At 71.1% G+C, this 18548-nt stretch carries 24 protein-coding genes; 7 read left to right on the top strand and 17 right to left on the bottom strand.

What is annotated here, in order from left to right; genetic code table 11:
* Positions 1 to 465 (top strand): GAF domain-containing protein (locus O3Q52_RS27760; protein ID WP_269651447.1); only part of this gene is annotated, 465 nt, incomplete at its 5' end.
* Positions 466 to 567: 102 nt separating this feature from the next.
* On the opposite strand, the gene O3Q52_RS27765 is transcribed toward O3Q52_RS27760, so the two are convergent.
* Positions 568 to 1359, bottom strand: coding sequence for an RNA polymerase sigma factor SigF (locus O3Q52_RS27765; RefSeq protein ID WP_269651448.1), 792 nt, complete (start codon positions 1357 to 1359; stop codon positions 568 to 570).
* 186 nt (positions 1360 to 1545) lie between these two features.
* A complete protein-coding gene (locus tag O3Q52_RS27770) occupies positions 1546 to 1710 on the bottom strand; it encodes a hypothetical protein (protein ID WP_269651449.1) in 165 nt (54 codons plus the stop codon).
* A gap of 184 nt (positions 1711 to 1894) precedes the next feature.
* Here O3Q52_RS27770 and O3Q52_RS27775 point away from each other — a divergent pair, with 184 nt between their 5' ends.
* From O3Q52_RS27775 to O3Q52_RS27785, 3 genes are all read left to right on the top strand, one after another.
* Positions 1895 to 2314, top strand: coding sequence for a DUF2795 domain-containing protein (locus O3Q52_RS27775; protein WP_269651450.1), 420 nt, complete (start codon positions 1895 to 1897; stop codon positions 2312 to 2314).
* Positions 2315 to 2399: 85 nt separating this feature from the next.
* Positions 2400 to 2840, top strand: a complete 441-nt coding sequence (locus tag O3Q52_RS27780; protein WP_269651451.1) for a CBS domain-containing protein — start codon at positions 2400 to 2402, stop codon at positions 2838 to 2840.
* A gap of 58 nt (positions 2841 to 2898) precedes the next feature.
* Complete coding sequence (locus O3Q52_RS27785; RefSeq protein ID WP_269651452.1) at positions 2899 to 3438, top strand: type 1 glutamine amidotransferase domain-containing protein; 540 nt, start codon at positions 2899 to 2901, stop codon at positions 3436 to 3438.
* A 101-nt stretch (positions 3439 to 3539) separates the two neighbouring features.
* Here the strand turns inward: O3Q52_RS27785 and O3Q52_RS27790 are convergent, their stop codons facing one another.
* Both O3Q52_RS27790 and O3Q52_RS27795 read right to left on the bottom strand, forming a co-directional pair.
* Complete coding sequence (locus O3Q52_RS27790; protein WP_189840931.1) at positions 3540 to 3776, bottom strand: DUF6158 family protein; 237 nt, start codon at positions 3774 to 3776, stop codon at positions 3540 to 3542.
* Between the two features lie 130 nt (positions 3777 to 3906).
* Complete coding sequence (locus tag O3Q52_RS27795) at positions 3907 to 5526, bottom strand: ABC-F family ATP-binding cassette domain-containing protein (RefSeq protein ID WP_055615373.1); 1620 nt, start codon at positions 5524 to 5526, stop codon at positions 3907 to 3909.
* A 165-nt stretch (positions 5527 to 5691) separates the two neighbouring features.
* On the opposite strand from O3Q52_RS27795, the gene O3Q52_RS27800 reads away from it, so the two are divergent.
* From O3Q52_RS27800 to O3Q52_RS27810, 3 genes are all read left to right on the top strand, one after another.
* On the top strand, positions 5692 to 7185 hold the full coding sequence (locus O3Q52_RS27800; RefSeq protein ID WP_269651453.1) for a bifunctional phosphatase PAP2/diacylglycerol kinase family protein: 1494 nt from the start codon (positions 5692 to 5694) through the stop codon (positions 7183 to 7185).
* 125 nt (positions 7186 to 7310) lie between these two features.
* Positions 7311 to 8126 (top strand): class I SAM-dependent methyltransferase, encoded by an 816-nt coding sequence (locus O3Q52_RS27805; protein ID WP_269651454.1) that lies wholly within the window; start codon positions 7311 to 7313, stop codon positions 8124 to 8126.
* Between the two features lie 43 nt (positions 8127 to 8169).
* Positions 8170 to 8340 carry a hydrophobic protein gene (locus tag O3Q52_RS27810; RefSeq protein ID WP_143640947.1) on the top strand — a complete coding sequence of 57 codons (171 nt, stop codon included), beginning with the start codon at positions 8170 to 8172 and terminating at the stop codon, positions 8338 to 8340.
* A gap of 32 nt (positions 8341 to 8372) precedes the next feature.
* Here O3Q52_RS27810 and O3Q52_RS27815 read toward each other — a convergent pair whose 3' ends face one another.
* The 13 genes from O3Q52_RS27815 to O3Q52_RS27875 all read right to left on the bottom strand — a co-directional run bounded on the left by O3Q52_RS27815 (position 8373) and on the right by O3Q52_RS27875 (position 18208).
* The gene (locus O3Q52_RS27815) at positions 8373 to 8684 is read right to left on the bottom strand and encodes a gas vesicle protein K (RefSeq protein ID WP_246574959.1); all 312 of its coding nucleotides are present in this window, start codon (positions 8682 to 8684) and stop codon (positions 8373 to 8375) included.
* A 5-nt stretch (positions 8685 to 8689) separates the two neighbouring features.
* Complete coding sequence (locus tag O3Q52_RS27820; RefSeq protein WP_143640948.1) at positions 8690 to 8878, bottom strand: gas vesicle protein; 189 nt, start codon at positions 8876 to 8878, stop codon at positions 8690 to 8692.
* Positions 8875 to 9648, bottom strand: a complete 774-nt coding sequence (locus O3Q52_RS27825; protein WP_269651455.1) for a GvpL/GvpF family gas vesicle protein — start codon at positions 9646 to 9648, stop codon at positions 8875 to 8877. Before O3Q52_RS27825 ends, O3Q52_RS27820 begins: the two co-directional genes overlap by 4 nt.
* Positions 9645 to 10007: a gas vesicle protein gene (locus O3Q52_RS27830; protein ID WP_269651456.1), complete on the bottom strand. Its 363-nt coding sequence runs from the start codon at positions 10005 to 10007 to the stop codon at positions 9645 to 9647. Before O3Q52_RS27830 ends, O3Q52_RS27825 begins: the two co-directional genes overlap by 4 nt.
* Entirely contained in the window at positions 10004 to 11143 is a 1140-nt protein-coding gene (locus O3Q52_RS27835) for an SRPBCC family protein (RefSeq protein ID WP_269651457.1), read from the bottom strand. Before O3Q52_RS27835 ends, O3Q52_RS27830 begins: the two co-directional genes overlap by 4 nt.
* Positions 11136 to 11819, bottom strand: coding sequence for a DNA primase (locus tag O3Q52_RS27840; RefSeq protein ID WP_269651458.1), 684 nt, complete (start codon positions 11817 to 11819; stop codon positions 11136 to 11138). Before O3Q52_RS27840 ends, O3Q52_RS27835 begins: the two co-directional genes overlap by 8 nt.
* Complete coding sequence (locus tag O3Q52_RS27845; protein WP_269651459.1) at positions 11816 to 12082, bottom strand: gas vesicle protein GvpG; 267 nt, start codon at positions 12080 to 12082, stop codon at positions 11816 to 11818. Before O3Q52_RS27845 ends, O3Q52_RS27840 begins: the two co-directional genes overlap by 4 nt.
* Before the next feature lie 34 nt (positions 12083 to 12116).
* Entirely contained in the window at positions 12117 to 12866 is a 750-nt protein-coding gene (locus O3Q52_RS27850; RefSeq protein WP_269651460.1) for a GvpL/GvpF family gas vesicle protein, read from the bottom strand.
* On the bottom strand, positions 12863 to 13288 hold the full coding sequence (locus O3Q52_RS27855; protein WP_269651461.1) for a gas vesicle structural protein GvpA: 426 nt from the start codon (positions 13286 to 13288) through the stop codon (positions 12863 to 12865). The genes O3Q52_RS27850 and O3Q52_RS27855 overlap by 4 nt, the downstream gene beginning before the upstream one ends.
* A gap of 64 nt (positions 13289 to 13352) precedes the next feature.
* The gene (locus O3Q52_RS27860; RefSeq protein WP_269651462.1) at positions 13353 to 13709 is read right to left on the bottom strand and encodes a gas vesicle protein; all 357 of its coding nucleotides are present in this window, start codon (positions 13707 to 13709) and stop codon (positions 13353 to 13355) included.
* Positions 13710 to 13803: 94 nt separating this feature from the next.
* Positions 13804 to 14733: a non-homologous end-joining DNA ligase gene (gene ligD, locus O3Q52_RS27865; RefSeq protein WP_269651463.1), complete on the bottom strand. Its 930-nt coding sequence runs from the start codon at positions 14731 to 14733 to the stop codon at positions 13804 to 13806.
* Positions 14734 to 14834: 101 nt separating this feature from the next.
* Positions 14835 to 16682, bottom strand: coding sequence for a transketolase (locus O3Q52_RS27870; RefSeq protein WP_269651464.1), 1848 nt, complete (start codon positions 16680 to 16682; stop codon positions 14835 to 14837).
* Complete coding sequence (locus O3Q52_RS27875) at positions 16679 to 18208, bottom strand: NAD(P)/FAD-dependent oxidoreductase (protein ID WP_269651465.1); 1530 nt, start codon at positions 18206 to 18208, stop codon at positions 16679 to 16681. Before O3Q52_RS27875 ends, O3Q52_RS27870 begins: the two co-directional genes overlap by 4 nt.
* Between the last annotated feature and the right edge of the window lie 340 nt (positions 18209 to 18548).

The following is an 18548-nucleotide window of genomic DNA, read 5'->3' on the forward strand; positions in this document are numbered from 1 at the left end:
GGGCCCGCCGGCACCCGGGCCGCCGTGCTGGAGCGCGCTGCCCGCGTGCTGCACGGGCGGTTCGCGGACTGGGTGGTGGCCGACGAGGGGGCCGCACGGCTGTGCCGTACGACCGTCCTCGGACCGGCGGACCAACGGGACGTACGAGCCGAGGACCTGGAGGCGCAGGACTCCGCCGCGTGCCCCCTCCTCACCGAGGCGGCACGCGGCGGTTCCACGGCCCTCCAGGTACGCCCGGAGGACCCGGACGCCTTCGGCCGCGACGCCTCCGACGCCCCCGTCCTGGTCCGCGCGAACGTCACGTCCCTCCTCTGCGTCCCCCTCACCCTCGAAGGCGCGGTCCAGGGTGTCCTGACCCTCTTCCGCACCGGCCCCCGCCTGGCCTTCTCCATGGCGGAGGCCCAGACGATGGACATGATGTCCCGTCACATCGCCCTGGCGCTGAGCCACTTGGGGCGCCCCTGAAAGGGGCGCGGGGCACTGCGCGCCCAGCCACGACCGGCCCGGAGCCGACAACAAACCCGCAGATACCCACAACCCGTAGTACCCCGCCGAACCGCCGGGGGCCTACGCGACGTCCTGCAGAACCTGCTCCCGCAACCTGCTGCAACACCGGCTGATCAGCCGAGAAACATGCATCTGCGAGATCCCGAGCTGCTCCGCGATCCGACTCTGCGTCATGTCCGCGAAGAACCGCATGTACAGGATGGCCCGTTCACGCTCGGGCAACGCCTGCAACCGCGGCTTGACCGCCTCACGGTCGATGACGACGTCGAGCGCCGGATCGGCCGAGCCGAGCGCGTCGCTCAGCGAGTATCCGTCCTCGCTGCCAGGGAGTTCGGCGTCGAGCGAGAGCGCGGTGAAGCTCTCCAGCGCCTCCAGACCGGTGCGTACGTCCTCTTCGCTCATCTGCGCGTACTCGGCGATCTCGGCGACCGTGGGCCGCCGGCCCGGGATGGTCTGGGAGAGGTCCTGGCGGGCGAAGCGGACGCGGTTGCGCAGGTCCTGGACCCGGCGAGGGACGTGCAGGGTCCACATGTGGTCACGGAAGTGACGCTTGATCTCACCCGTGATGGTGGGTACGGCATAGCTCTCGAAGGCGTTGCCGAGTTCGGGGTCGTAGCGGTCGACGGCCTTGACCAGGCCCATGGCGGCGACCTGCCGCAGGTCGTCGTGGCTCTCGCCACGGTTGCGGAATCGGCCTGCCAGGCGGTTCGCCATGGGCAGCCAGGCCTCGATGATCTGTTCCCGGAGGGTGTCGCGCAGCCGTCCCGGAGGCAACGAAGCGAGCCTGCGGAAGTCCTCCGCGGTGTCCGGGGCGTCGTCGTGGGGGTGCTTGGCGCTCGCGTGAGTTCGCATGGTGCGTGCAACTCCCTTGAGTGGTGCCTTGGATGGGCGGTCACCGTGGGAGCGCACCCCGAGCCGGACGGGCACACCCGTGGTGGGGGATACACCGCTCCCACGGACGTGCCTCCTGTCCGAAGCACTGTGTGTTCGCCTGCCCCTCGACTTCGCGGGCAAACGCGGCTTGCCCGGCTCGGTGACTCAGTGGCTGAGCGTGGCGCCGTCGGGCGTGCCGGGCGGTTGGACGGGCACGGGCGGAGCCGGCAGCGGCCAGTCCTCGTTCGGGAGCAGCCATTCCTCGTAGCGGCCGAGTGCCAGGACGACGCCGAGCATCAGGACCGGAATGATCACAGCGAGCACCGCCATGGTCCTGTCCTTCCCCAAGGGGATCACAGTGGAGGGCGGAGACCGAGTCTCCCGGTCCCGGGCGGACAAACCCCCTGTGCACAAGCCGGTGCCCGCGCCACTGCAAACCCCGGCGCAAACCCTCCGTGTCGATGTTCGACAGACGGGTACGCGAGGGTCCACCCCCGAACATCTGGAGGGACACATGGAGCGAGGCAGCAACCGCCTCAGCGTCCACCGGGACGAGGAGATGAAGCACGAACTGCAGGGCCTGCTGAGGTCCGGCCGTCCGACCCGGGTGGAGGAGTGGCACGATCCGGAGCCGATCGCCGACGACGATCCGCCGGTCGCCGGGGGCCCGGTGACGCCGGGCTCGGACCAGGGCTCGGTGGCCGCCGTCCGCCTCGATCTGGCGCGCCACCTGGGACGTACGTCGTTCCCCGCGGCTCCCCGTGAGCTGATCGGCGTCCTGCGGGCCCAGTACGCGCCGGACACGCTCGTCGAAGCAGTGGAGCGGCTGCCGGGCGGCGTGCGCTACGCCAACGCGCAGGAACTGGCCGACGCCGTCGTGCGCTCCGCCGAGAGCGGGGCCGAGGCGCCCGAAGAGCCGGCTCCGGACGCATGACCTGCCGTCTCAGGGGTACTGCGGGCGACGTCACGCCGACGTAGCCGTACCCCTTCGCCGGGGAACGCAGGAAAGGCCCACAGCCATGGCTGTTTTCGTGAGGGAAGTCATGACGCCAGGCGTCGTCTCTGTCCGCCCCGACGCCTCGCTCGTCGAAGCCGCTCAGCTCATGCGGGCCCAGGACATCGGCGATGTCCTGGTGGCGGGCGACGACGCTCTCCTCGGCGTCCTGACCGACCGCGACATCGCGCTGCGCGCGGTCGCCAACGGTGTCGACCCGCTGACGGTGAGCGCGCAGTCGGTGTGCACGCCCGATCCGGTCGTGGTGGGCCCGGACGACGGGGTGGCGGCGGCGGTCGCGCTGATGCGCGACCACGCCGTGCGCCGGCTCCCGGTCGTCGAGAACGGCCGGGCGATCGGCATGGTCAGCCTGGGCGACCTGGCCATCTCCGAGAACCCGGAGTCGGCCCTCGCGGAGATCAGCCGCGCCGCCCCGGACAGCCACCGGGGCAGGGCCCACGCGTGACCCGAACAGCCCCCGTGACCCGCACAGACCCCGCGGTCGGAAAGGAAGTGGAAGACCCATGCGCATCGCGTTCCTGATGGCGCCGGAGGGCGTCGAGCAGATCGAACTCACCGACCCCTGGCACGCCGTCCACGACGCGGGCGGCGAACCCGTGCTGCTGTCGACGAAGCCGGGGCAGATCCAGGCGTACGACCACCTCGACAAGGCGGACGTGTTCCCCGTGCAGGAGGTCGTGGGCGACGCCTCGGCCGACTCCTTCGCCGGTCTGGTGCTGCCGGGCGGCGTGGCCAATCCGGACGTGCTGCGCATGGACGAGCAGGCCGTGTCGTTCGTCCGGGACTTCTTCGAGCAGGGCCGACCGGTCGCCGCGATCTGTCACGCCCCGTGGACGCTCATAGAGGCCGACGTGGTCCGCGGCCGCACCCTCACCTCGTGGCCGAGCCTGCGTACGGACATCCGCAACGCGGGCGGCACCTGGGTCGACGAACAGGTGGTCGTCTGCGAGGCCGGACCCGCGACACTCGTCACCAGCCGCAAACCGGACGACCTCAAGGCCTTCACCGAGGCGTTTGTGCCGGAGTTCCTGAAACGGCACTGACCACCGCCCGTAGAGCAGGGCAGACGCCCGGAGACCCCGTTCAGCAGAGCAGGCACCCTTTCAGCGAGGCCGCCGTCCCTCAGCAAGGCCTGCCGCAGGCGTCACCGGCTCGCGTCCGGATGCCTCTCCCGCGCCCCCGCCCGCGTCCGGCCCAGGGCGACCGGGCGGCGCGGGTTCCGGCGCAGATACTCGCCCTCCAGTTCCGCCATCCGGACGTTGTGCGTGCGCAGCGCGTCGTTCGAGCCGTGCAGCAACGTGTCGTGGCGGGTGCGGTGGATCGTCTCCAGCTCTTTCATCAGCTGCTGATCGTCCAGGCTGCCCGGGTCGACTCCGGTCATGGCGTTACCCCGATCGTCGTGTCTCCCTCCACTCTACGAACATCCCGGACCATGGGCGCCCCGCAAGGGGCGCGGGGAACTGCGCGACCAGCCCCATCCGACCCGCAGACAACAAACGACCCGGCAACGCCTACCGAACCCTCTCAACCCGCCGCTCGTCCCAAACCGGCTCCGCCGACTCCCGCACACGCCCATCACTGCCGAACACCAGATATCGATCGAACGAACGAGCGAACCAGCGGTCATGAGTGACCGCGAGAACCGTGCCCTGGAAAGCCTCCAGCCCCTCCTGAAGCGCCTCGGCCGACTCCAGGTCGAGGTTGTCCGTGGGCTCGTCCAGAAGCAGCGCCGTGCAGCCCTCCAGCTCCAGGAGGAGGATCTGGAAGCGGGCCTGCTGGCCACCCGAGAGCCGGTCGAACCGCTGCTCGGCCTGGGCGGTCAGCTCGTAGCGCCGCAGCCGGGACGCGGCGGCCCCGCGGTCCTGGGAGTGCTCGGACCACAGGATGTCGAGCAGCGTGCGCCCCTCCAGCTCGGGGTGGGCGTGGGTCTGCGCGAAGTGGCCGGGCACGACACGCGCACCGAGCTTCCACTCCCCCGTGTGCGTGACGTCACCGCCCGCGAGGAGCCGCAGGAAGTGCGACTTGCCGGAGCCGTTCGAGCCGAGCACGGCGACCCGCTCGCCGTAGAAGACCTCCAGGTCGAAGGGTTTCATCAGCCCGGTGAGTTCGAGCCCCTTGCAGGTCACGGCCCGTACGCCGGTGCGGCCGCCGTGCAGGCGCATGGTGATGTCCTGCTCGCGCGGCGGCTCGGGCGGCGGTCCCGCCTCCTCGAACTTGCGGAGCCTGGTCTGCGCGGCCTGGTAGCGGGAGGCCAGCTCATGGCTGATGGAGGCCGCCTGCCGCAGGTTGAGCACCAGCTTCTTCAGCTGGGCGTGCTTCTCGTCCCAGCGCCGCCGCAGCTCCTCGAAGCGCGCGAACCGCTCCCGGCGTGCCTCGTGGTACGTGTCGAAGCCGCCGCCGTGCACCCAGGCGTCGGCGCCGGCGGGCCCGGGCTCGACGCTCACGATCTTCTCGGCGGAGCGGGCGAGCAGCTCCCGGTCGTGGGAGACGAACAGGACCGTCTTGCGGGTCTCCCGCAGCCGCTCCTCCAGCCAGCGCTTGCCGGGGACGTCGAGGTAGTTGTCCGGCTCGTCGAGCAGCAGCACCTCGTCGGTGCCGCGCAGCAGGGCCTCCAGGACGAGCCGCTTCTGCTCACCGCCGGAGAGCGTGCGCACCTCGCGGAACTGCGCCTTGTCGTACGGGATGCCGAGCGCGGCCGTGGTGCACATGTCCCAGAGGGTCTCGGCCTCGTACCCCTGCACCTCCGCCCAGTCGGAGAGCGCCTGCGCGTAGCTCATCTGGGCGGCCTCGTCGTCGACGGTCATGATGAGGTGCTCGGCGCGGTCGACGGCCTCGGCGGCCTCCCGGATCCGCGGCTGGGCGACCGACACGAGCAGGTCCCGTACGGTCGACTCGTCCCGCACGGATCCCACGAACTGGCGCATCACGCCGAGCCCGCCGCTGACCGTGACGGTGCCGGCGTGCGGCTTCAGCTCGCCGGAGATCAGCCGCAGCAGTGTCGTCTTCCCGGCTCCGTTGGGCCCGACCAGCGCGACCGCGGCCCCTTCGCCCACCCGGAAGGACACATCGCCGAGCAGCGCCCTCCCGTCGGGGAGGTAGTACTCCAGGTGCGCGGCTTCCAGATGTCCCATGGTTGGGCATTGTCCGGGGTGGGCGGGGCGCGCGGCAAACGGGTTACGCGACCGGTGGATCCGAGCGGCAGACCGGAGCGGTGGACGGAGGACAGACGGGCCACACAACCCGTTCTCGTCGGACCGACATGCGCGGCGGAGCCCTGTCTGGGTACACGATGGTGCATGACCGCAGACCTGGACCTCACCGTCACCGGCCCCGGCCACGCCCTGCGCGACCGGTTCCTGGCCCTCGATTTCCGTATCTTCGAGGCCGTGGCGGCCCGGCACTGGCCGGGCGCCGATCCGCTGCTGCCGAAGCTGAGCCGCAGTGCGAACCACGGCCTGCTGTGGTTCGGCACGGCCGCGGCGCTCGCGGCGACGCGTTCGCCGCGGGCCCGGCGCGCTGCCGTCCGCGGTGTCGCCTCGCTGGCCCTGGCCTCGGCCACCATCAACACCCTCGGCAAGCGCTCGGTGCGCCGCCCGCGCCCCCTGCTGGACGCGGTACCGAGGGTCCGGCAGCTGAAGCGCCAGCCGATCACCACCTCGTTCCCGTCGGGGCACTCCGCGTCGGCGGCGGCCTTCGCGACGGGTGTCGCCCTTGAGTCCCGTCCCCTGGGCGCGGTGGTGGCCCCGGTGGCCGCCGCGGTGGCCCTCTCCCGTATCTACACGGGCGCGCACTTCCCGAGCGACGTGCTCGTCGGGGCGGCGTTCGGCGCGGGTGCCGCCTTCGCCGTACGCGGCCTGGTGCCGACCCGCGACCAGTTGCCCCCGCCCGGCCGACCGCGCGCGGACGCGCCCGCGCTGCCGGACGGGGAAGGCCTCGTCATGGTGGTCAACAAGGCCGCGGGCAGTTCGGACCGCGTCCGCGCCCTCGGTGACGCCCTGCCGCGCGCCGAGCTCGTGGAGTGCGAACCGGCCGACCTGCGGGCCGAGTTGGAGAAGGCAGCGGCCCGCGCCGAGGTGCTGGGCGTCTGCGGCGGCGACGGCACGGTGAACGCGGCCGCCACGGTGGCCCTGCGCCATCGCCTCCCGCTCGCCGTGCTGCCCGGCGGCACGCTCAACCACTTCGCGCAGGACCTGGGCGTGGAGGACGTACGCGACCTGAGCCAGGCCCTGCAGGAAGGCGATGCCGTACGGGTCGACGTGGGCCTGTTCTCCGCCGACGGCACGGAGGGCTACTTCCTCAACACGTGCAGCCTCGGTGTCTATCCGGAGCTGGTGCGCGAGCGGGACCGCTGGTCGAAGCGGATCGGCGGCTGGCCGGCCGGAGTGGTCGCGACCCTGCGCGTGCTGCGCGCCGACCGGCACCCCCTCAAGGCCGAACTCAGCGGCAAGGAGCACCCGTTGTGGCTCCTGTTCGCCGGAAACGGCACGTACCACCGGATGGGTCCGGTGCCCGCCCGCCGCTACGACCTCGCGGACGGCCGCCTGGACGTCCGGGTCGTGCACGGGGGCCGCTTCCCGGCCGTACGTCTCCTCGCGGCGGCCGTCGCCGGGCCGCTCACCCGCTCCCCCGCGCACGCGGCGGTCCGCGTCGGCGCGCTCCGTGTGGAGGGCGTCGAGCCCGGCACCCTGCTGGCCTACGACGGCGAGGTCACCACCGTGGAGGGCGAGGTGACACTGCGGAAGCTCCCCGAGGCACTGACGGTGTACCGGCCGCTCCAGCAGCGACGCTGACCACGGGCGGTCCGTATAGCAAGACGTGGGTCTCATCATTCGACATGGCGGCGTACGGTGACACGTATCGCTCGCGGAGCAGCTCCGCAGGCCCGGTACGAGGGTTACGAGGGAATGGGGACGCCATGTCGAAGGAGACCGCCGTCTACACGCACGGCCACCACGAGTCCGTGCTGCGCTCGCACACCTGGCGCACGGCCGTGAACTCGGCGTCCTACCTCCTCCCCTCGCTGAAGCCGCACATGAAGATCCTGGACATCGGCTGCGGGCCCGGGACCATCACCGCCGATCTGGCGGAGCTGGTCCCGGACGGGCACGTCACCGCCGTCGACCACGCGCCGGGCATCCTGGACCAGGCCCGGGCCACGGCGGCCGAACGGGGCCTGGACAACGTCGAGTTCACGGTCGCGGACGTGCACGCGCTGGAGTATCCGGACGACACCTTCTGCGTCGTCCACGCGCACCAGGTGCTGCAGCACGTGGGCGACCCGGTGCAGGCGCTGCGCGAGATGTACCGCGTCACGAAACCGGGCGGCTTCGTGGCCGTCCGCGACTCGGACTACGCGGCGATGACCTGGTACCCGCTGTCGCAGGGCATGGACGACTGGCTGGACCTCTACCGGCGTGTGGCCCGCGCGAACGGCGGCGAGCCGGACGCCGGGCGACGCCTGAGGTCCTGGGCGCTGGCGGCCGGCTTCACCGACGTCACCAGCTCGTCGAGCACCTGGTGCTACGCCACCGCCGAGGAGCGCGCCTGGTGGAGCGGCCTGTGGGCGGACCGCACGGTCGCCTCCGCGTACGCGGACCGCGCCGTCGAGGGCGGCCACGCGACGGCGGAGCAGCTGAACGCGGTCTCGGAGGCATGGCGGGAGTGGGGCCGGCAGGAGGATTCCTGGTTCTCCGTCCTGCACGGGGAAATTCTCTGCCGGAAACCGGCCTGATTTCCTTGATCCGGGAAACCCGGCCAGTAGGAGGTAATAAACTATGGTTCCCATCCTGCTGGTACTGCTTCTGGCGCTCATCCTTTTCGGCGCCGGCTTCGCGGTGAAAATTCTCTGGTGGATCGCACTGATAGTTATCGTCGTGTGGCTACTGGGATTCCTGGTGCGCGGCACGAGCGCGAGCGGTTCCAGGGGCCGCTGGTATCGCTGGTAGTTCCACCGGTATTTCCGTATCCACCGGTGGTTCTACTCCCTCGGCAGTAGCGGTCCGAGCGGCCCGAGGTCCAGATTCAGGTCCTCGGGCCGCAACCCGTAGCGGTCGCGCAGTTCGGCCATACGGTCGTCCAGGAGCATCAGCGTGAGACCGATCCGCTCCTCCTGGTCCTCCGTGAGATCCCCCGTGTCGAACCGGCGCAGCGCCTGCCGCTCCATCAGCTGCCGCAGCAGCTCGACCACGGTCAGCACCAGTTTGACCAGGTCCTTCTCCACAGTGTCCGGATCGAGGTCCAGCCGATTCCGCGGGGCCTTCCCGGCGGTGTCGCCGCTCAAGTCACTCAAGTCGCTCACTCCAACTCCCTCCAGGGCGAGGGGACCTGTTCGTTGACCGAGCTGATGAGCGCGTTCAGGTCGATGCGTACGAGATCGACGTCCGCGATCCGCAGTGTGAGGTCGCCGGTGATGACGACCCCGCCCGCGAGCAGCCGGTCGAGCAGGTCGACGAGAGCTATCTCCCGGCGTTCCACGACGGTCACGAGTCCTCCCCGCTGAACGAGTAGGCCGCCCACGGCCCGGTGAGTTCGACACGGAGTCCGGGAGAGTCGTCCTTCGTGCGGTCCACCAGTTCCACGAACGCCTCGGATTCCGAACGCGGCACCAGATAGGCGGCGTTGAGCACGTTCCGGCCGGACGCGTGGGAGAGCGCCGCGTTCTGTGGCGCGTGGATCCGGGTGCCCTCCGCATACCCGGAAAGGGTTTCGTGCAGTCGGCGCGAGAATTCCTCGGCCTGTTCCCATTTCTCCTCGTTCGCCCTGTGCCGACCGCGCCGCTGCCTCAGATAGTCGCGCCCCGAAACGGGTTTGGCGGGAGCGGGCGCCGGCCGGGAATCCGGATTCTCGGGGGATTCCGGGGATTCCACGTAGACCTTCACTCCCCATTCGACCCGCCCGTCGAGCCGGTCGAGCGTGCGCAGGAAGGTCTCCTCGCGCTGTTCCATCATCGTGCGGACGCCGCTGTCGTCCATGAACACGGTGGCGAGCCGGAGCGGCAGCGGCGAGGTGACGACGGTGAGCGCGTCGATCACGTTCTGGTGCGCCCGCGCGGTCGCACTGAGCCAGTCCAGGTCCTCCAGATGGGCCCGCAGCGGCCCCTCCGCGAAGTCCTCCTCCGGCACATGACCCACCACGGCGACGAGGCCGTGGTGGGTCAACTGCTTGGGCGGAACACCCGCGACGCCCGTCAACTGCGCCGACAGCGGCGTGCCGAAGGGGCGGCAGACGGCGTAGACGTAGCGCAGACCACTCATCCCTGAGCTTCCTCCTCCGTGGGTTCGCGCTCACGCGCGGGGGCGACCTCACGACCGCGTTCCAGTTCGGCGACGTGCGCGCGCAGCTCGGCGTTCTCCCGCGAGAGTTCGTTGCGGCGCGCGTTCGAGGACAGCTCCGGGTCGGACTCCCACCAGTCGATGCCCATCTCCTTCGCCTTGTCGACGGAGCACACGATGAGCCTCAGTTTGATGGTGACCAGCTCGATGTCGAGCAGGTTGATGCGGATGTCGCCCGCGATCACGATGCCCTTGTCGAGTACCCGTTCGAGGATGTCGGCGAGGTTGGCGCTGCTGCCCTGCTGGCCGTAGGCGTCGGGGAAGCGCTGGGCCGTGGTCATCGGCGGCTCCGGGGCTCGGCGGCCTCGGCCTCCTCTTCGTCCACTTCTTCCTCGGGCAGTTCCTCGTCCTCGGCGTACGCGTCGTGCTCGTCGTCGTACGCCTCCTGGTCCTCCTCCTCGTACTCGCCCTCCGGGGCCTCCTCGTCCTCGGGGATCTCCTCGTCCTCGGGGAGTTCGTCGGCCGCCTCGGTCTCGTCGGCGGCTTCGGTCTCCTCGCCGTCGTCGAGCTCGTCGGACGCCTCGGTGTCCTCGGCCTCCTCCTCCGCGAGCGCGTCCTCGTGGGTGACGACCACTTCGCCGTCGCGGATCTCGCCGCGCCAGCTGTCGCTCGCCTCGCCCTTGAGCGTGATGAAGCGGGCGAAGTTCTTGAGGTCGAGCCGGACCCTGCGGCCCTGGGCGCGCCAGATGTTGCCGGTCTTCTCGAACAGGCCCTTGGGGTAGTACTCGACGATCAGCAGGACCCGGGTGAGGTTCTCGGCGAGGGAGTGGAAGGAGACGACACCCTTCGTCGTGCCCTTGGCACCCTCGGACGTCCAGGAGATGCGGTCGTCGGGCACCTGGTCGGTGGTCTTCGCCTTCCAGCTCCGGTTGGACCAGAAGATCTTCATCTGCCAGTCCGAGGTGGTGTCGTCGCCGCGGTTCGCGCTCTTGACGCCCTTCGCGAAGGTGCTGAAGTCCTGGAACTGGGTCCACTGGTCGTAGGCCGTACGCAGCGGCACGCCGACGTCGACGTACTCGAGGATGACCGTGGGCTTCTTGCCCGCGCCGCCCTTGCGCTTGCCCTTGCCGCCGGTCAGGTTCTTGAACGCGCCGACGACGCTGTCCTTGGCCCGGCCCGCGCCGAGTTCCACGGCGGACCTCAGCGGCCCCTTGCCCTCGGCCAGCTTGCGGCCGCCGTCGAGGGCCAGCTTGGCGAAGCCCGGACTGTTGCCCTCGGCGATGTCGTTGAGCTTGCCGGTCGTCGCACCGAGCCTGTGCCCGACGCCGACCAGCAGCTTCTGGGCCTGGGCGCCCAGATACGCCTGGACCTCCGCCTTGAGCCGGTCGGCCGCCGCGCTCTGGGCGACCGAGGTGAGCGGGTTGTCCTTCGCGTGCGTGGTCGCGTGCTTGGTCGCGGATCCGAGGGTGTCAGTCATTGTCGCCGCCTCCCCTCGGCAGCCGGCCCCGCGAGGCGCTGCGCCCGGCGGTCCTCGCCGCGGCCGTCTTCTTCGCGGGAGCCTTCTTCGCGGCCCTGGCCGCCGTCTTCTTGGCCGGGGCCTCCTTGCGGGGGCTCCGCTTCTCGGCGGACTTCTTGGCGGGCGCCTCCTTCGCGGCCTTCCTGGCCGGGGCCCTCTTGCGCGGCCGTGGCCGTTCCTCGTCCTCGGCGCTCTCGACGTCCTCGGCGGACTCCCGCTCCGCGACGTCGTCGTACTCGTCGTAGTCCTCGTACTCGTCCTCGGGCTCGTCCTCCCGGTCACCGCGGAGCCTGCCGCCGGCGCCGGGCACATCCGGAACCACGCCCGAGAGCTGGTCCCGTACCTGTGCGGTGCGTCCGTGCAGCCGGTCGGCGAGACCCTCGATCTGCCGCTCGACGAGAGCTCCGGACGCGGCCTTGCCCACGCCTCGCAGGTCCTCGCGCAGCTGGTCCCCGATCTCCTTGAACTGCGGGTTGTTCTGCAGCTGCCCGGACACCAGATCCGCGAGCGCCCGCGGGCTCAGGTGCATCCGTTTGCCGGCCACCATCGTGCCGACGGCGAACGCCAGTTTCATCTTCTTGGTACGCCCGAGGACGTAGCCGGCCCCTACCGCGAGGCCCAGTCCCAATCGATTCATCGTGTCGTCCCGTTGTTGCCTGTTCCGGTGCCCCTGGTCATGGCGATCTCCAGCCTGTCCAGGAGCTCGTCTTCCATGCGGTCGAACTCCGCGTCGTCGATCTCGCCCGCCTCGAGCCGCTGCTCGAGGCGAGCCAGTTCGGCACGGACCGCCGCCGGGTCGTAGTACTGGCGCTCTGCCTCCGCCACTACCTGTTGCATGGCCCAGAGGCTGCCGCGAACGGGGGCGAACGGCAGCATCAGGACCTCTCCGATCAGCCCCATGTCCTCGACTCCTCTGTGTCGGCTCTCTCGGCTCTCAGTGGTGTGTCTCGGCGGGCTCGGACGGCCCGGGTTCGACGAAGCTGTAGGGCGGCAGCGGCCCGTGGAGCCGCACCTCCAGATGCGGTTGCGCCTTGCGGACCTCTTCGACCGCGGCGATGAAGTCCTCGGCCGACGCGCGCTCCACGAGGAACGACAGGTTGGCCAGCCACCCCGTGGACTCCGGTCCGACGCTCACCGCGGCGGCGACCGGTTCCAGGGCGCGCTGAAGCTCGGCGGCGTCCTCCGCCTCGCGGTGCTGCACGGCGGCGACCACGACCTCGCCGAGCCGCAGCTTGTCGTCGTAACTGCCGCCGCCCGCCTGACGGTTGGCCTCGGTGAGCGACCGGACCTCCGGGTTCTCGGACATCACCCGGTGCAGTACGGCCTCTTCGTCGTGCGTCGCCTTGACGTTGTACTCGACCTTGCCCGACAGCGCCTCCAGGCGCTCCTTGAAGTGGTCGGCGCGCTCGGCGAGCACCCCGGCCACGGCCGCGTCGTCCGGTGAGACGCTGCCGAACCGCATGGGCAGCACCGAGGCGGCCGCGCCGGTCTCGGCCAGCACGTTCTGGTGGGCGAGCAGGTCCCTGCGCTTGGGCCGCAGCCCCTCGGGCGCGTCGCTGACGACCGCGGCGAGGTCGCCCTCCTTGATGATGCGCACCTGCCGGGCCGGCTCGCCGACGCCTTCCATGCCGTCGGGGAGCGAAGGATGCGATCCGGTCGTGATGCCGTAGACGTACGTACTCACTCCTGCTCCTCCTTCCGGCGTGCCGCGGTGGACTTGCGGGCGCGCGGCCTGGACTCGGCCTGGCTCTCCTCACGGGACTGCTTGAACGCGTCGGAGATGGTCTCGGCGGCGCCGGACAGCGCCCCCTTCGACTTGCCTCGCGCGCCGGACTCGGTGATCTCGCCGACCAGGTCGGGGAGTCCGGGGCTGCGCTTGGATCCGGCCTCCAGGTCGAGCCGGTTGCACGCCTCCGCGAAGCGCAGATAGGTGTCGACGCTGGCGATGACGACGCGCACGTCGATCTTCAGGATCTCGATTCCGACGAGGGAGACCCGGATGAATGCGTCAATGACGATCCCTCGGTCCAGGACGAGTTCCAGGACGTCGTAGAGGCCGCTGGTGCCGCCTCCGCCGCCACTCTGTTGTGCCGGGACAACGGTCATGCCGACCGTGCCTCCTTGTCTGTTGTCGGGTGTGTGAGCGAAGCGGGAGAAAGGGGGCCGTGGCCTACCGGCCGCCGGGCCTGTTGGAGTCGGACCTCCCGCGTTCGTAACGGCGGACACGCCGATAGCCGGTGAGCTCGCCCTGGAGGTCGCAGGTCGCCTCGTAACTGGCGAGCAGGCTCATCGTGTCGGGGACCCTGACCAGTTCCAGGACCTCGATCTGCAACGTCCAGCCGTCCTCCGTGCGTTCGAAGGACGACACGGACTCGGCCACCATTCCGGTCAGCTCCGAGAGCTGGGTGCGCGCGTTGCGCAGCACCTCCATGGGGCTCGGCACGTCCTCGTCCGCCGCGTCTTTCTGCTTGCTCTTGGATGAGTTCGATGAACTCTGTGAACCTGATGTGTTGTTTGTGTTCGACATGGCCACCTCGGAATCCGAGTGGCCCGGCGGACGTTGGCCAAACCTCCAACGATGCGTTCCTCGGCCGGTTGTTCGTCCCCGGCCGGTACGGGCCTCAGCCGCGCAGCGCGTTCAGCCGGCGGCGGGCCGGACCGAGCGCGCGCCCCCTGCGGAGCAGCCCCTCCCAGGGGTTGGTGCGGGCCTGCTCGACGGCGTCCGCGACGGTCCATCGGCGCGGGCCGAGTCCGGGGTCGTCGAGCTGCTCCCAGGTGAGCGGGGTGGCGACCGGGGCGCCGGGCTTGGCCCGGACGCTGAAGGGGACGACCGAGGTCTGGGCGTAGGCGTTGCGCTGGATGTCAAGGTAGAGGCGGTCGCCGCGGTCCTTCTTGCGGGCGGCCGTGGTGAGCCGCTCGGGGTGTGCCTCGGTGAGGGTGCCGGCGACGGCCTTGGCGAACCCTCGTACCTCGTCGAAGTCGTGCCGTCCGTCGAGCGGCACGACGACGTGCAGTCCGCGGGATCCGGTGGTCATCAGGGCGGACGGCAGCCGGAGTTCGTCGAGCAGCTCGCCGAGCAGCCGGGCGGCCTCGCGCACCGGCCCGAAGTCGTCGCCGGAGGGGTCGAGGTCGAAGACCAGCCGGTCGGGACGGTCGACCCGGCCGTCCGGCGAGATCCGCGACAGCCATCGGTGCAGGGTCAGACAGGCCTTGTCCGCGAGGTGGACGAGGGTCGCGGTGTCGTCGCACACGGGGTGGACGACGGTGCCGCCCTCCTTGGCCACCTCGACCCGCCTGACCCAGTCCGGGTCGTGGTCCTGGACGTTCTTCTGCATGAACCGGGGCCCGCCGAGCCCGTCCGGGTACCGCTCCAGCATCAGCGGCCGCCCCCGCAGGTGCGGCAGCATGTACGGGGCGACCTCCCGGTAGTACGCGACCAGGTCGGCCTTCGTGTACTCCTTCGCCGAACCGTCGCCGGGGAACAGCACCTTGTCGGGCCGGTGGACCTCGACGGTCCGCCGCCCGGCCCGTACGGACCGTGTGCCGGCCATGGTCACTCCTTCCGGACGTCCGTGTCCCGTACGGACCGGTCGGGACGCGTCATCGCAGGTACCGGGCGGGATGCGTCATCGCAGGTACCGGGCGGGGCGCGTCATCGCACGATCGCGTTCTCCACCAGCAGTTTCGCCGACGCCGCGATCGACTCGGCGTCGATGCCGGCGGCGTGCAGCTGCTCCTCGGGCGAGGCCGAGCCGGGCATGGTGCGCACGGCGAGCCGGACCAGCCGGGGCACGGGGCGCCCGTCGAGGAAGGCGTCGAGGACCGCGTCGCCGAGGCCGCCCTCCTCGTGGTGGTCCTCCACGGTCAGCAGGCATCCGGTGCGCTCGGCGGCCTCGCGCAGGGCACGACGGTCGACGGGCTTGACCGAGTACAGGTCGATGACCTGCACGGAGATGCCGTCGGCGGCCAGCGCGTCCGCGGCCTTCAGTGCCTCGTGCACGGTCGCTCCGGCGGCGACGACGGTGAGCCGGTCCTGCGGGGAGACCCGAAGCACCTTGCTGCCGCCGACCGGGAAGTCCTCGTTCGGGCCGTACAGGACCGGCATCTCGCCGCGCGAGGTGCGCAGATAGCGGACGCCCTCGCAGCCCGCCATCTCGGCGACGAGCTTGGCGGTCTGGTTGGCGTCGCACGGGTAGAGCACGGTCGAGCCGTGCACCGCCCGGAACATCGCCAGGTCCTCAAGACCCATCTGCGAGGGCCCGTCCTGCCCGATGGCGACGCCCGCGTGGGAGCCGACGAGGTTGATGCCGGCTCCGCTGACGGACGCCATCCGGACGAAGTCGTGGGCGCGCGTGAGGAAGGCGGCGAAGGTCGACACGTACGGCACCCAGCCGCGCGCGGCGAGTCCGACGGCGGCCGCGACGAGCTGCTGTTCGGCGATGTAGCACTCGAAGAACCGGTCGGGGTGCTCCTTCGCGAAGAACTCGGCGCGCGTCGAGTCGCTCACCTCGCCGTCGAGGGCGACGACGTCTCCGCGCGCGGTGCCGAGCGCGGCGAGCGCCTGCCCGTAGGCGTTGCGGGTGGCGACCTCGTCACCGGTCTCGTAGCGCGGCAGTTCCAGGTGCCCGGCGCGTACGGCGTGGAGCATGCGGGCGGCGGGCGGCTGCCGGACCTCGATGCGGAGGTCGCGCACCCCGCCGAGTTCCTGGATCGCCTCTTCGGCGTCGGGCAGCGGCTTGCCGTGCAGGCCCTCCCGGTCCTGGACGGACGCGACGCCCTTGCCCTTGAGGGTGCGGGCGATGATCGCGGTCGGCTGTCCGACGGTGGAGACCGCCTCGCGGTACGCGCGGTCGATCGCGTCCACGTCATGGCCGTCGACCTCGACGGTGTGCCAGCCGAAGGCCTGGAAGCGGCGGGCGTACGCGTCGAGGTCGTGGCCGTGCCGGGTGGGGCCGCGCTGGCCGAGCCGGTTGACGTCCACGATCGCGGTGAGGTTGTCGAGATGCTCGTATCCGGCGTGCTCGGCCGCCTCCCAGACGGAGCCCTCGGCCATCTCGCTGTCGCCGCACAGCACCCACACCCGGTAGCCGACCCGGTCGAGCCGCTTGCCGGACAGCGCGATGCCCACGCCGACGGGCAGCCCCTGCCCGAGCGATCCGGTGGCCGTCTCGACCCACGGCAGCCGGCGCGGTGTCGGGTGCCCTTCGAGGCGGCTGCCGAGCCTGCGGAACGTCATCAGCTCGGTGTCGTTGATCGCCCCGGCCGCCTTGTACGCGGCGTACAGCAGCGGCGAGGCGTGTCCCTTGGACAGGATGAAGCGGTCGTTGCCGGGGTGGGCGGGGCGGTCGAAGTCGTAGCGCAGATGGTTGGCGAACAGGACCGCCAGGAGGTCGGCGGCGGACATCGAGGAGGTGGGATGCCCGGATCCCGCCGCGGCGGCCGCGCGGACGCTGTCCACGCGCAACTGCTGCCCCAGTTCGGTTAGTTGACGGGTGTTCATGACTCTCCTTCGACAGGGCGTAGGGGGCCGGGGGCGGCGGGCTTGTCGGCATCGGTGCCCGGGCGGCTGGGATCCCGGACCGTGTGGTCGTCCGATGTGGGGACCGGGCGGTTGCCCGGGTCTCGCACGGCGGACGTCCTGGCCGCGGACGCCCCGGGGCTTCCGGGGCCGGAACCCGCAGGCGTCGCGGCTCCATTGGCGGCAGCCACTCGCTTCTCCGGGCCGCCGGCCACCCGCGCCAGCTCCGGTGAAGCGGACTCCAGCGGCACCGACCAGGAGCGGACGAGGCCCAACTGGACGCCCTGGCGCGGGAGTACGGCGTCCAGGATCCAGTCGGCGGCGACCCGGACCCGGTTGCCGGGCATCGCGGCGAGGTGGTAGCCGCGGGTGACGACTCCGGCGAGCGGCCCGGGCAGCGGGACGCCGAGCGGGTTGGCGGCGGCCTTCACCCCGCCGAGGTCGACGACGAAGCCCAGGTCGCGGTGGCGGTAGGCCCGCCGGGTGCCGACACCGAACGAGGCGGCCACGTTGTGACCCGCGACCTTGCCGTGCCGCCAGGCGTGCTGCGCGGTCATCGCCGTGTACTCCCCCGGCTTCTCCAGATCGGGCACGGCGGCAGCGTCACCACAGGCGAACACCTCGGGGTGGCCCGGGACCTGGAGGTACGGGTCGACGAGCAGCCGGCCGCGCTCCATCGGCCGCCCAATACCGGCCACCAGTGGATCGGGCCGCACGCCCACGCACCACACAAGGGTCCGCGTGTCGACGAACTCCCCGTCGCTCAGCCGCACTCCGGTCGACGTGGCCTCCTCGACGGACGTCCCGGTGCGCACGTCGACACCGCGCTCCCGGAGCACCCGGTCGGCGGTGGTCGACAGCCGTTCGTCGAGCTCGGGCAGCACACGCGGAGCGATGTCGAGCAGCAGCCACCGCGGCCGCAGCCCCTCCCGGAGCGGCTGCCTGCGCACCAGCTGATCGGTGAACAGCTGTCCCTGCGCGGCGACTTCGGTGCCGGTGTATCCCGCGCCGACCACCACGAAGGTGCAGCGCGCGGAACAGTTCTTGAAGTCGTCGGCGGCGGCCGCGAGTTCGATCTGCCGGGTCACGTGGTCACGCAGGTACAGCGCCTCGGGCAGTCCCCGGAAGCCGTGCGCGTGCTCGGCGACACCGGGCACGGGCAGCAGTTTGTTGACGCTGCCGACGGCCAGTACGAGCCGGTCGTACGACAGGGTGCCGCCGTCGCCCTCGGGGTCGGTGTAGTGCACGGTCCGCGCTTCGAGGTCGATGTCGTCGGCCTCGCCCAGCACCAGCCGTACGCCCGGCAGGGTGCCCGTCAGCGAGACGGTGACGCGGCGCGGCTCCAGGACACCGGCGGCGACCTGGGGCAGCAGAGGAAGGTAGAGAAAGTAGTCCGTGGGGTTCAGCAGGACGATGTCGGCCTTGTTCCGGGTCAGCCGGGAGAGGGTGCGCGCCGTCTGGTACCCGGCGAATCCTGCTCCGACGATCACGACACGAGGTCGGCTCATGGGGCGCCTCCGGCGGAGTCATCCTTCGGGGCCTTCCGCGTCCCCCCGGCGAGGATGCCCAAACGTCGAGGTCCCCGCCCGACGGCGTTGCGCGCCGGGCGCCGGGGACACCGGAAAACCGGCGGGAGCGTCGGGGCTCGTTCGGGCTCGGTTCCGGCCGTGCGGGTCCGCGGACGGTGTCTCCTCCCCGATTGTCCGGGGCGCGGCCCGTCACCGCATCCCACGCGACGGAGGCGCACCGGTTCGGTACGCCTCCGTGGGTTCACCGGGCCGGGTGGTGCGGCCCCTCGGGATCCGTCGCGCCCGGTACCGGGGGCGTGCCCGCACCGGAGGCTCCGGG

The sequence above is a fragment of the Streptomyces sp. ActVer genome, from assembly GCF_027270795.1.
GTDB lineage: Bacteria > Actinomycetota > Actinomycetes > Streptomycetales > Streptomycetaceae > Streptomyces > Streptomyces umbrinus_A.

Excerpts from the sequence above, each read along its gene's own strand:
- O3Q52_RS27840 (WP_269651458.1), bottom strand. The coding sequence starts at position 11,819 with ATGAATCGATTGGGACTGGGCCTCGCGGTAGGGGCCGGCTACGTCCTC.
- O3Q52_RS27875 (WP_269651465.1), bottom strand. The coding sequence starts at position 18,208 with ATGAGCCGACCTCGTGTCGTGATCGTCGGAGCAGGATTCGCCGGGTAC.
- O3Q52_RS27775 (WP_269651450.1), top strand. The coding sequence starts at position 1,895 with ATGGAGCGAGGCAGCAACCGCCTCAGCGTCCACCGGGACGAGGAGATG.
- O3Q52_RS27825 (WP_269651455.1), bottom strand. The coding sequence starts at position 9,648 with ATGAGTGGTCTGCGCTACGTCTACGCCGTCTGCCGCCCCTTCGGCACG.
- O3Q52_RS27790 (WP_189840931.1), bottom strand. The coding sequence starts at position 3,776 with ATGACCGGAGTCGACCCGGGCAGCCTGGACGATCAGCAGCTGATGAAA.
- O3Q52_RS27785 (WP_269651452.1), top strand. The coding sequence starts at position 2,899 with ATGCGCATCGCGTTCCTGATGGCGCCGGAGGGCGTCGAGCAGATCGAA.
- O3Q52_RS27810 (WP_143640947.1), top strand. The coding sequence starts at position 8,170 with ATGGTTCCCATCCTGCTGGTACTGCTTCTGGCGCTCATCCTTTTCGGC.
- O3Q52_RS27835 (WP_269651457.1), bottom strand. The coding sequence starts at position 11,143 with ATGACTGACACCCTCGGATCCGCGACCAAGCACGCGACCACGCACGCG.
- O3Q52_RS27800 (WP_269651453.1), top strand. The coding sequence starts at position 5,692 with ATGACCGCAGACCTGGACCTCACCGTCACCGGCCCCGGCCACGCCCTG.
- O3Q52_RS27805 (WP_269651454.1), top strand. The coding sequence starts at position 7,311 with ATGTCGAAGGAGACCGCCGTCTACACGCACGGCCACCACGAGTCCGTG.
- O3Q52_RS27795 (WP_055615373.1), bottom strand. The coding sequence starts at position 5,526 with ATGGGACATCTGGAAGCCGCGCACCTGGAGTACTACCTCCCCGACGGG.
- O3Q52_RS27860 (WP_269651462.1), bottom strand. The coding sequence starts at position 13,709 with ATGTCGAACACAAACAACACATCAGGTTCACAGAGTTCATCGAACTCA.
- ligD (WP_269651463.1), bottom strand. The coding sequence starts at position 14,733 with ATGGCCGGCACACGGTCCGTACGGGCCGGGCGGCGGACCGTCGAGGTC.
- O3Q52_RS27780 (WP_269651451.1), top strand. The coding sequence starts at position 2,400 with ATGGCTGTTTTCGTGAGGGAAGTCATGACGCCAGGCGTCGTCTCTGTC.
- O3Q52_RS27870 (WP_269651464.1), bottom strand. The coding sequence starts at position 16,682 with ATGAACACCCGTCAACTAACCGAACTGGGGCAGCAGTTGCGCGTGGAC.
- O3Q52_RS27770 (WP_269651449.1), bottom strand. The coding sequence starts at position 1,710 with ATGGCGGTGCTCGCTGTGATCATTCCGGTCCTGATGCTCGGCGTCGTC.
- O3Q52_RS27830 (WP_269651456.1), bottom strand. The coding sequence starts at position 10,007 with ATGACCACGGCCCAGCGCTTCCCCGACGCCTACGGCCAGCAGGGCAGC.
- O3Q52_RS27845 (WP_269651459.1), bottom strand. The coding sequence starts at position 12,082 with ATGGGGCTGATCGGAGAGGTCCTGATGCTGCCGTTCGCCCCCGTTCGC.
- O3Q52_RS27855 (WP_269651461.1), bottom strand. The coding sequence starts at position 13,288 with ATGACCGTTGTCCCGGCACAACAGAGTGGCGGCGGAGGCGGCACCAGC.
- O3Q52_RS27765 (WP_269651448.1), bottom strand. The coding sequence starts at position 1,359 with ATGCGAACTCACGCGAGCGCCAAGCACCCCCACGACGACGCCCCGGAC.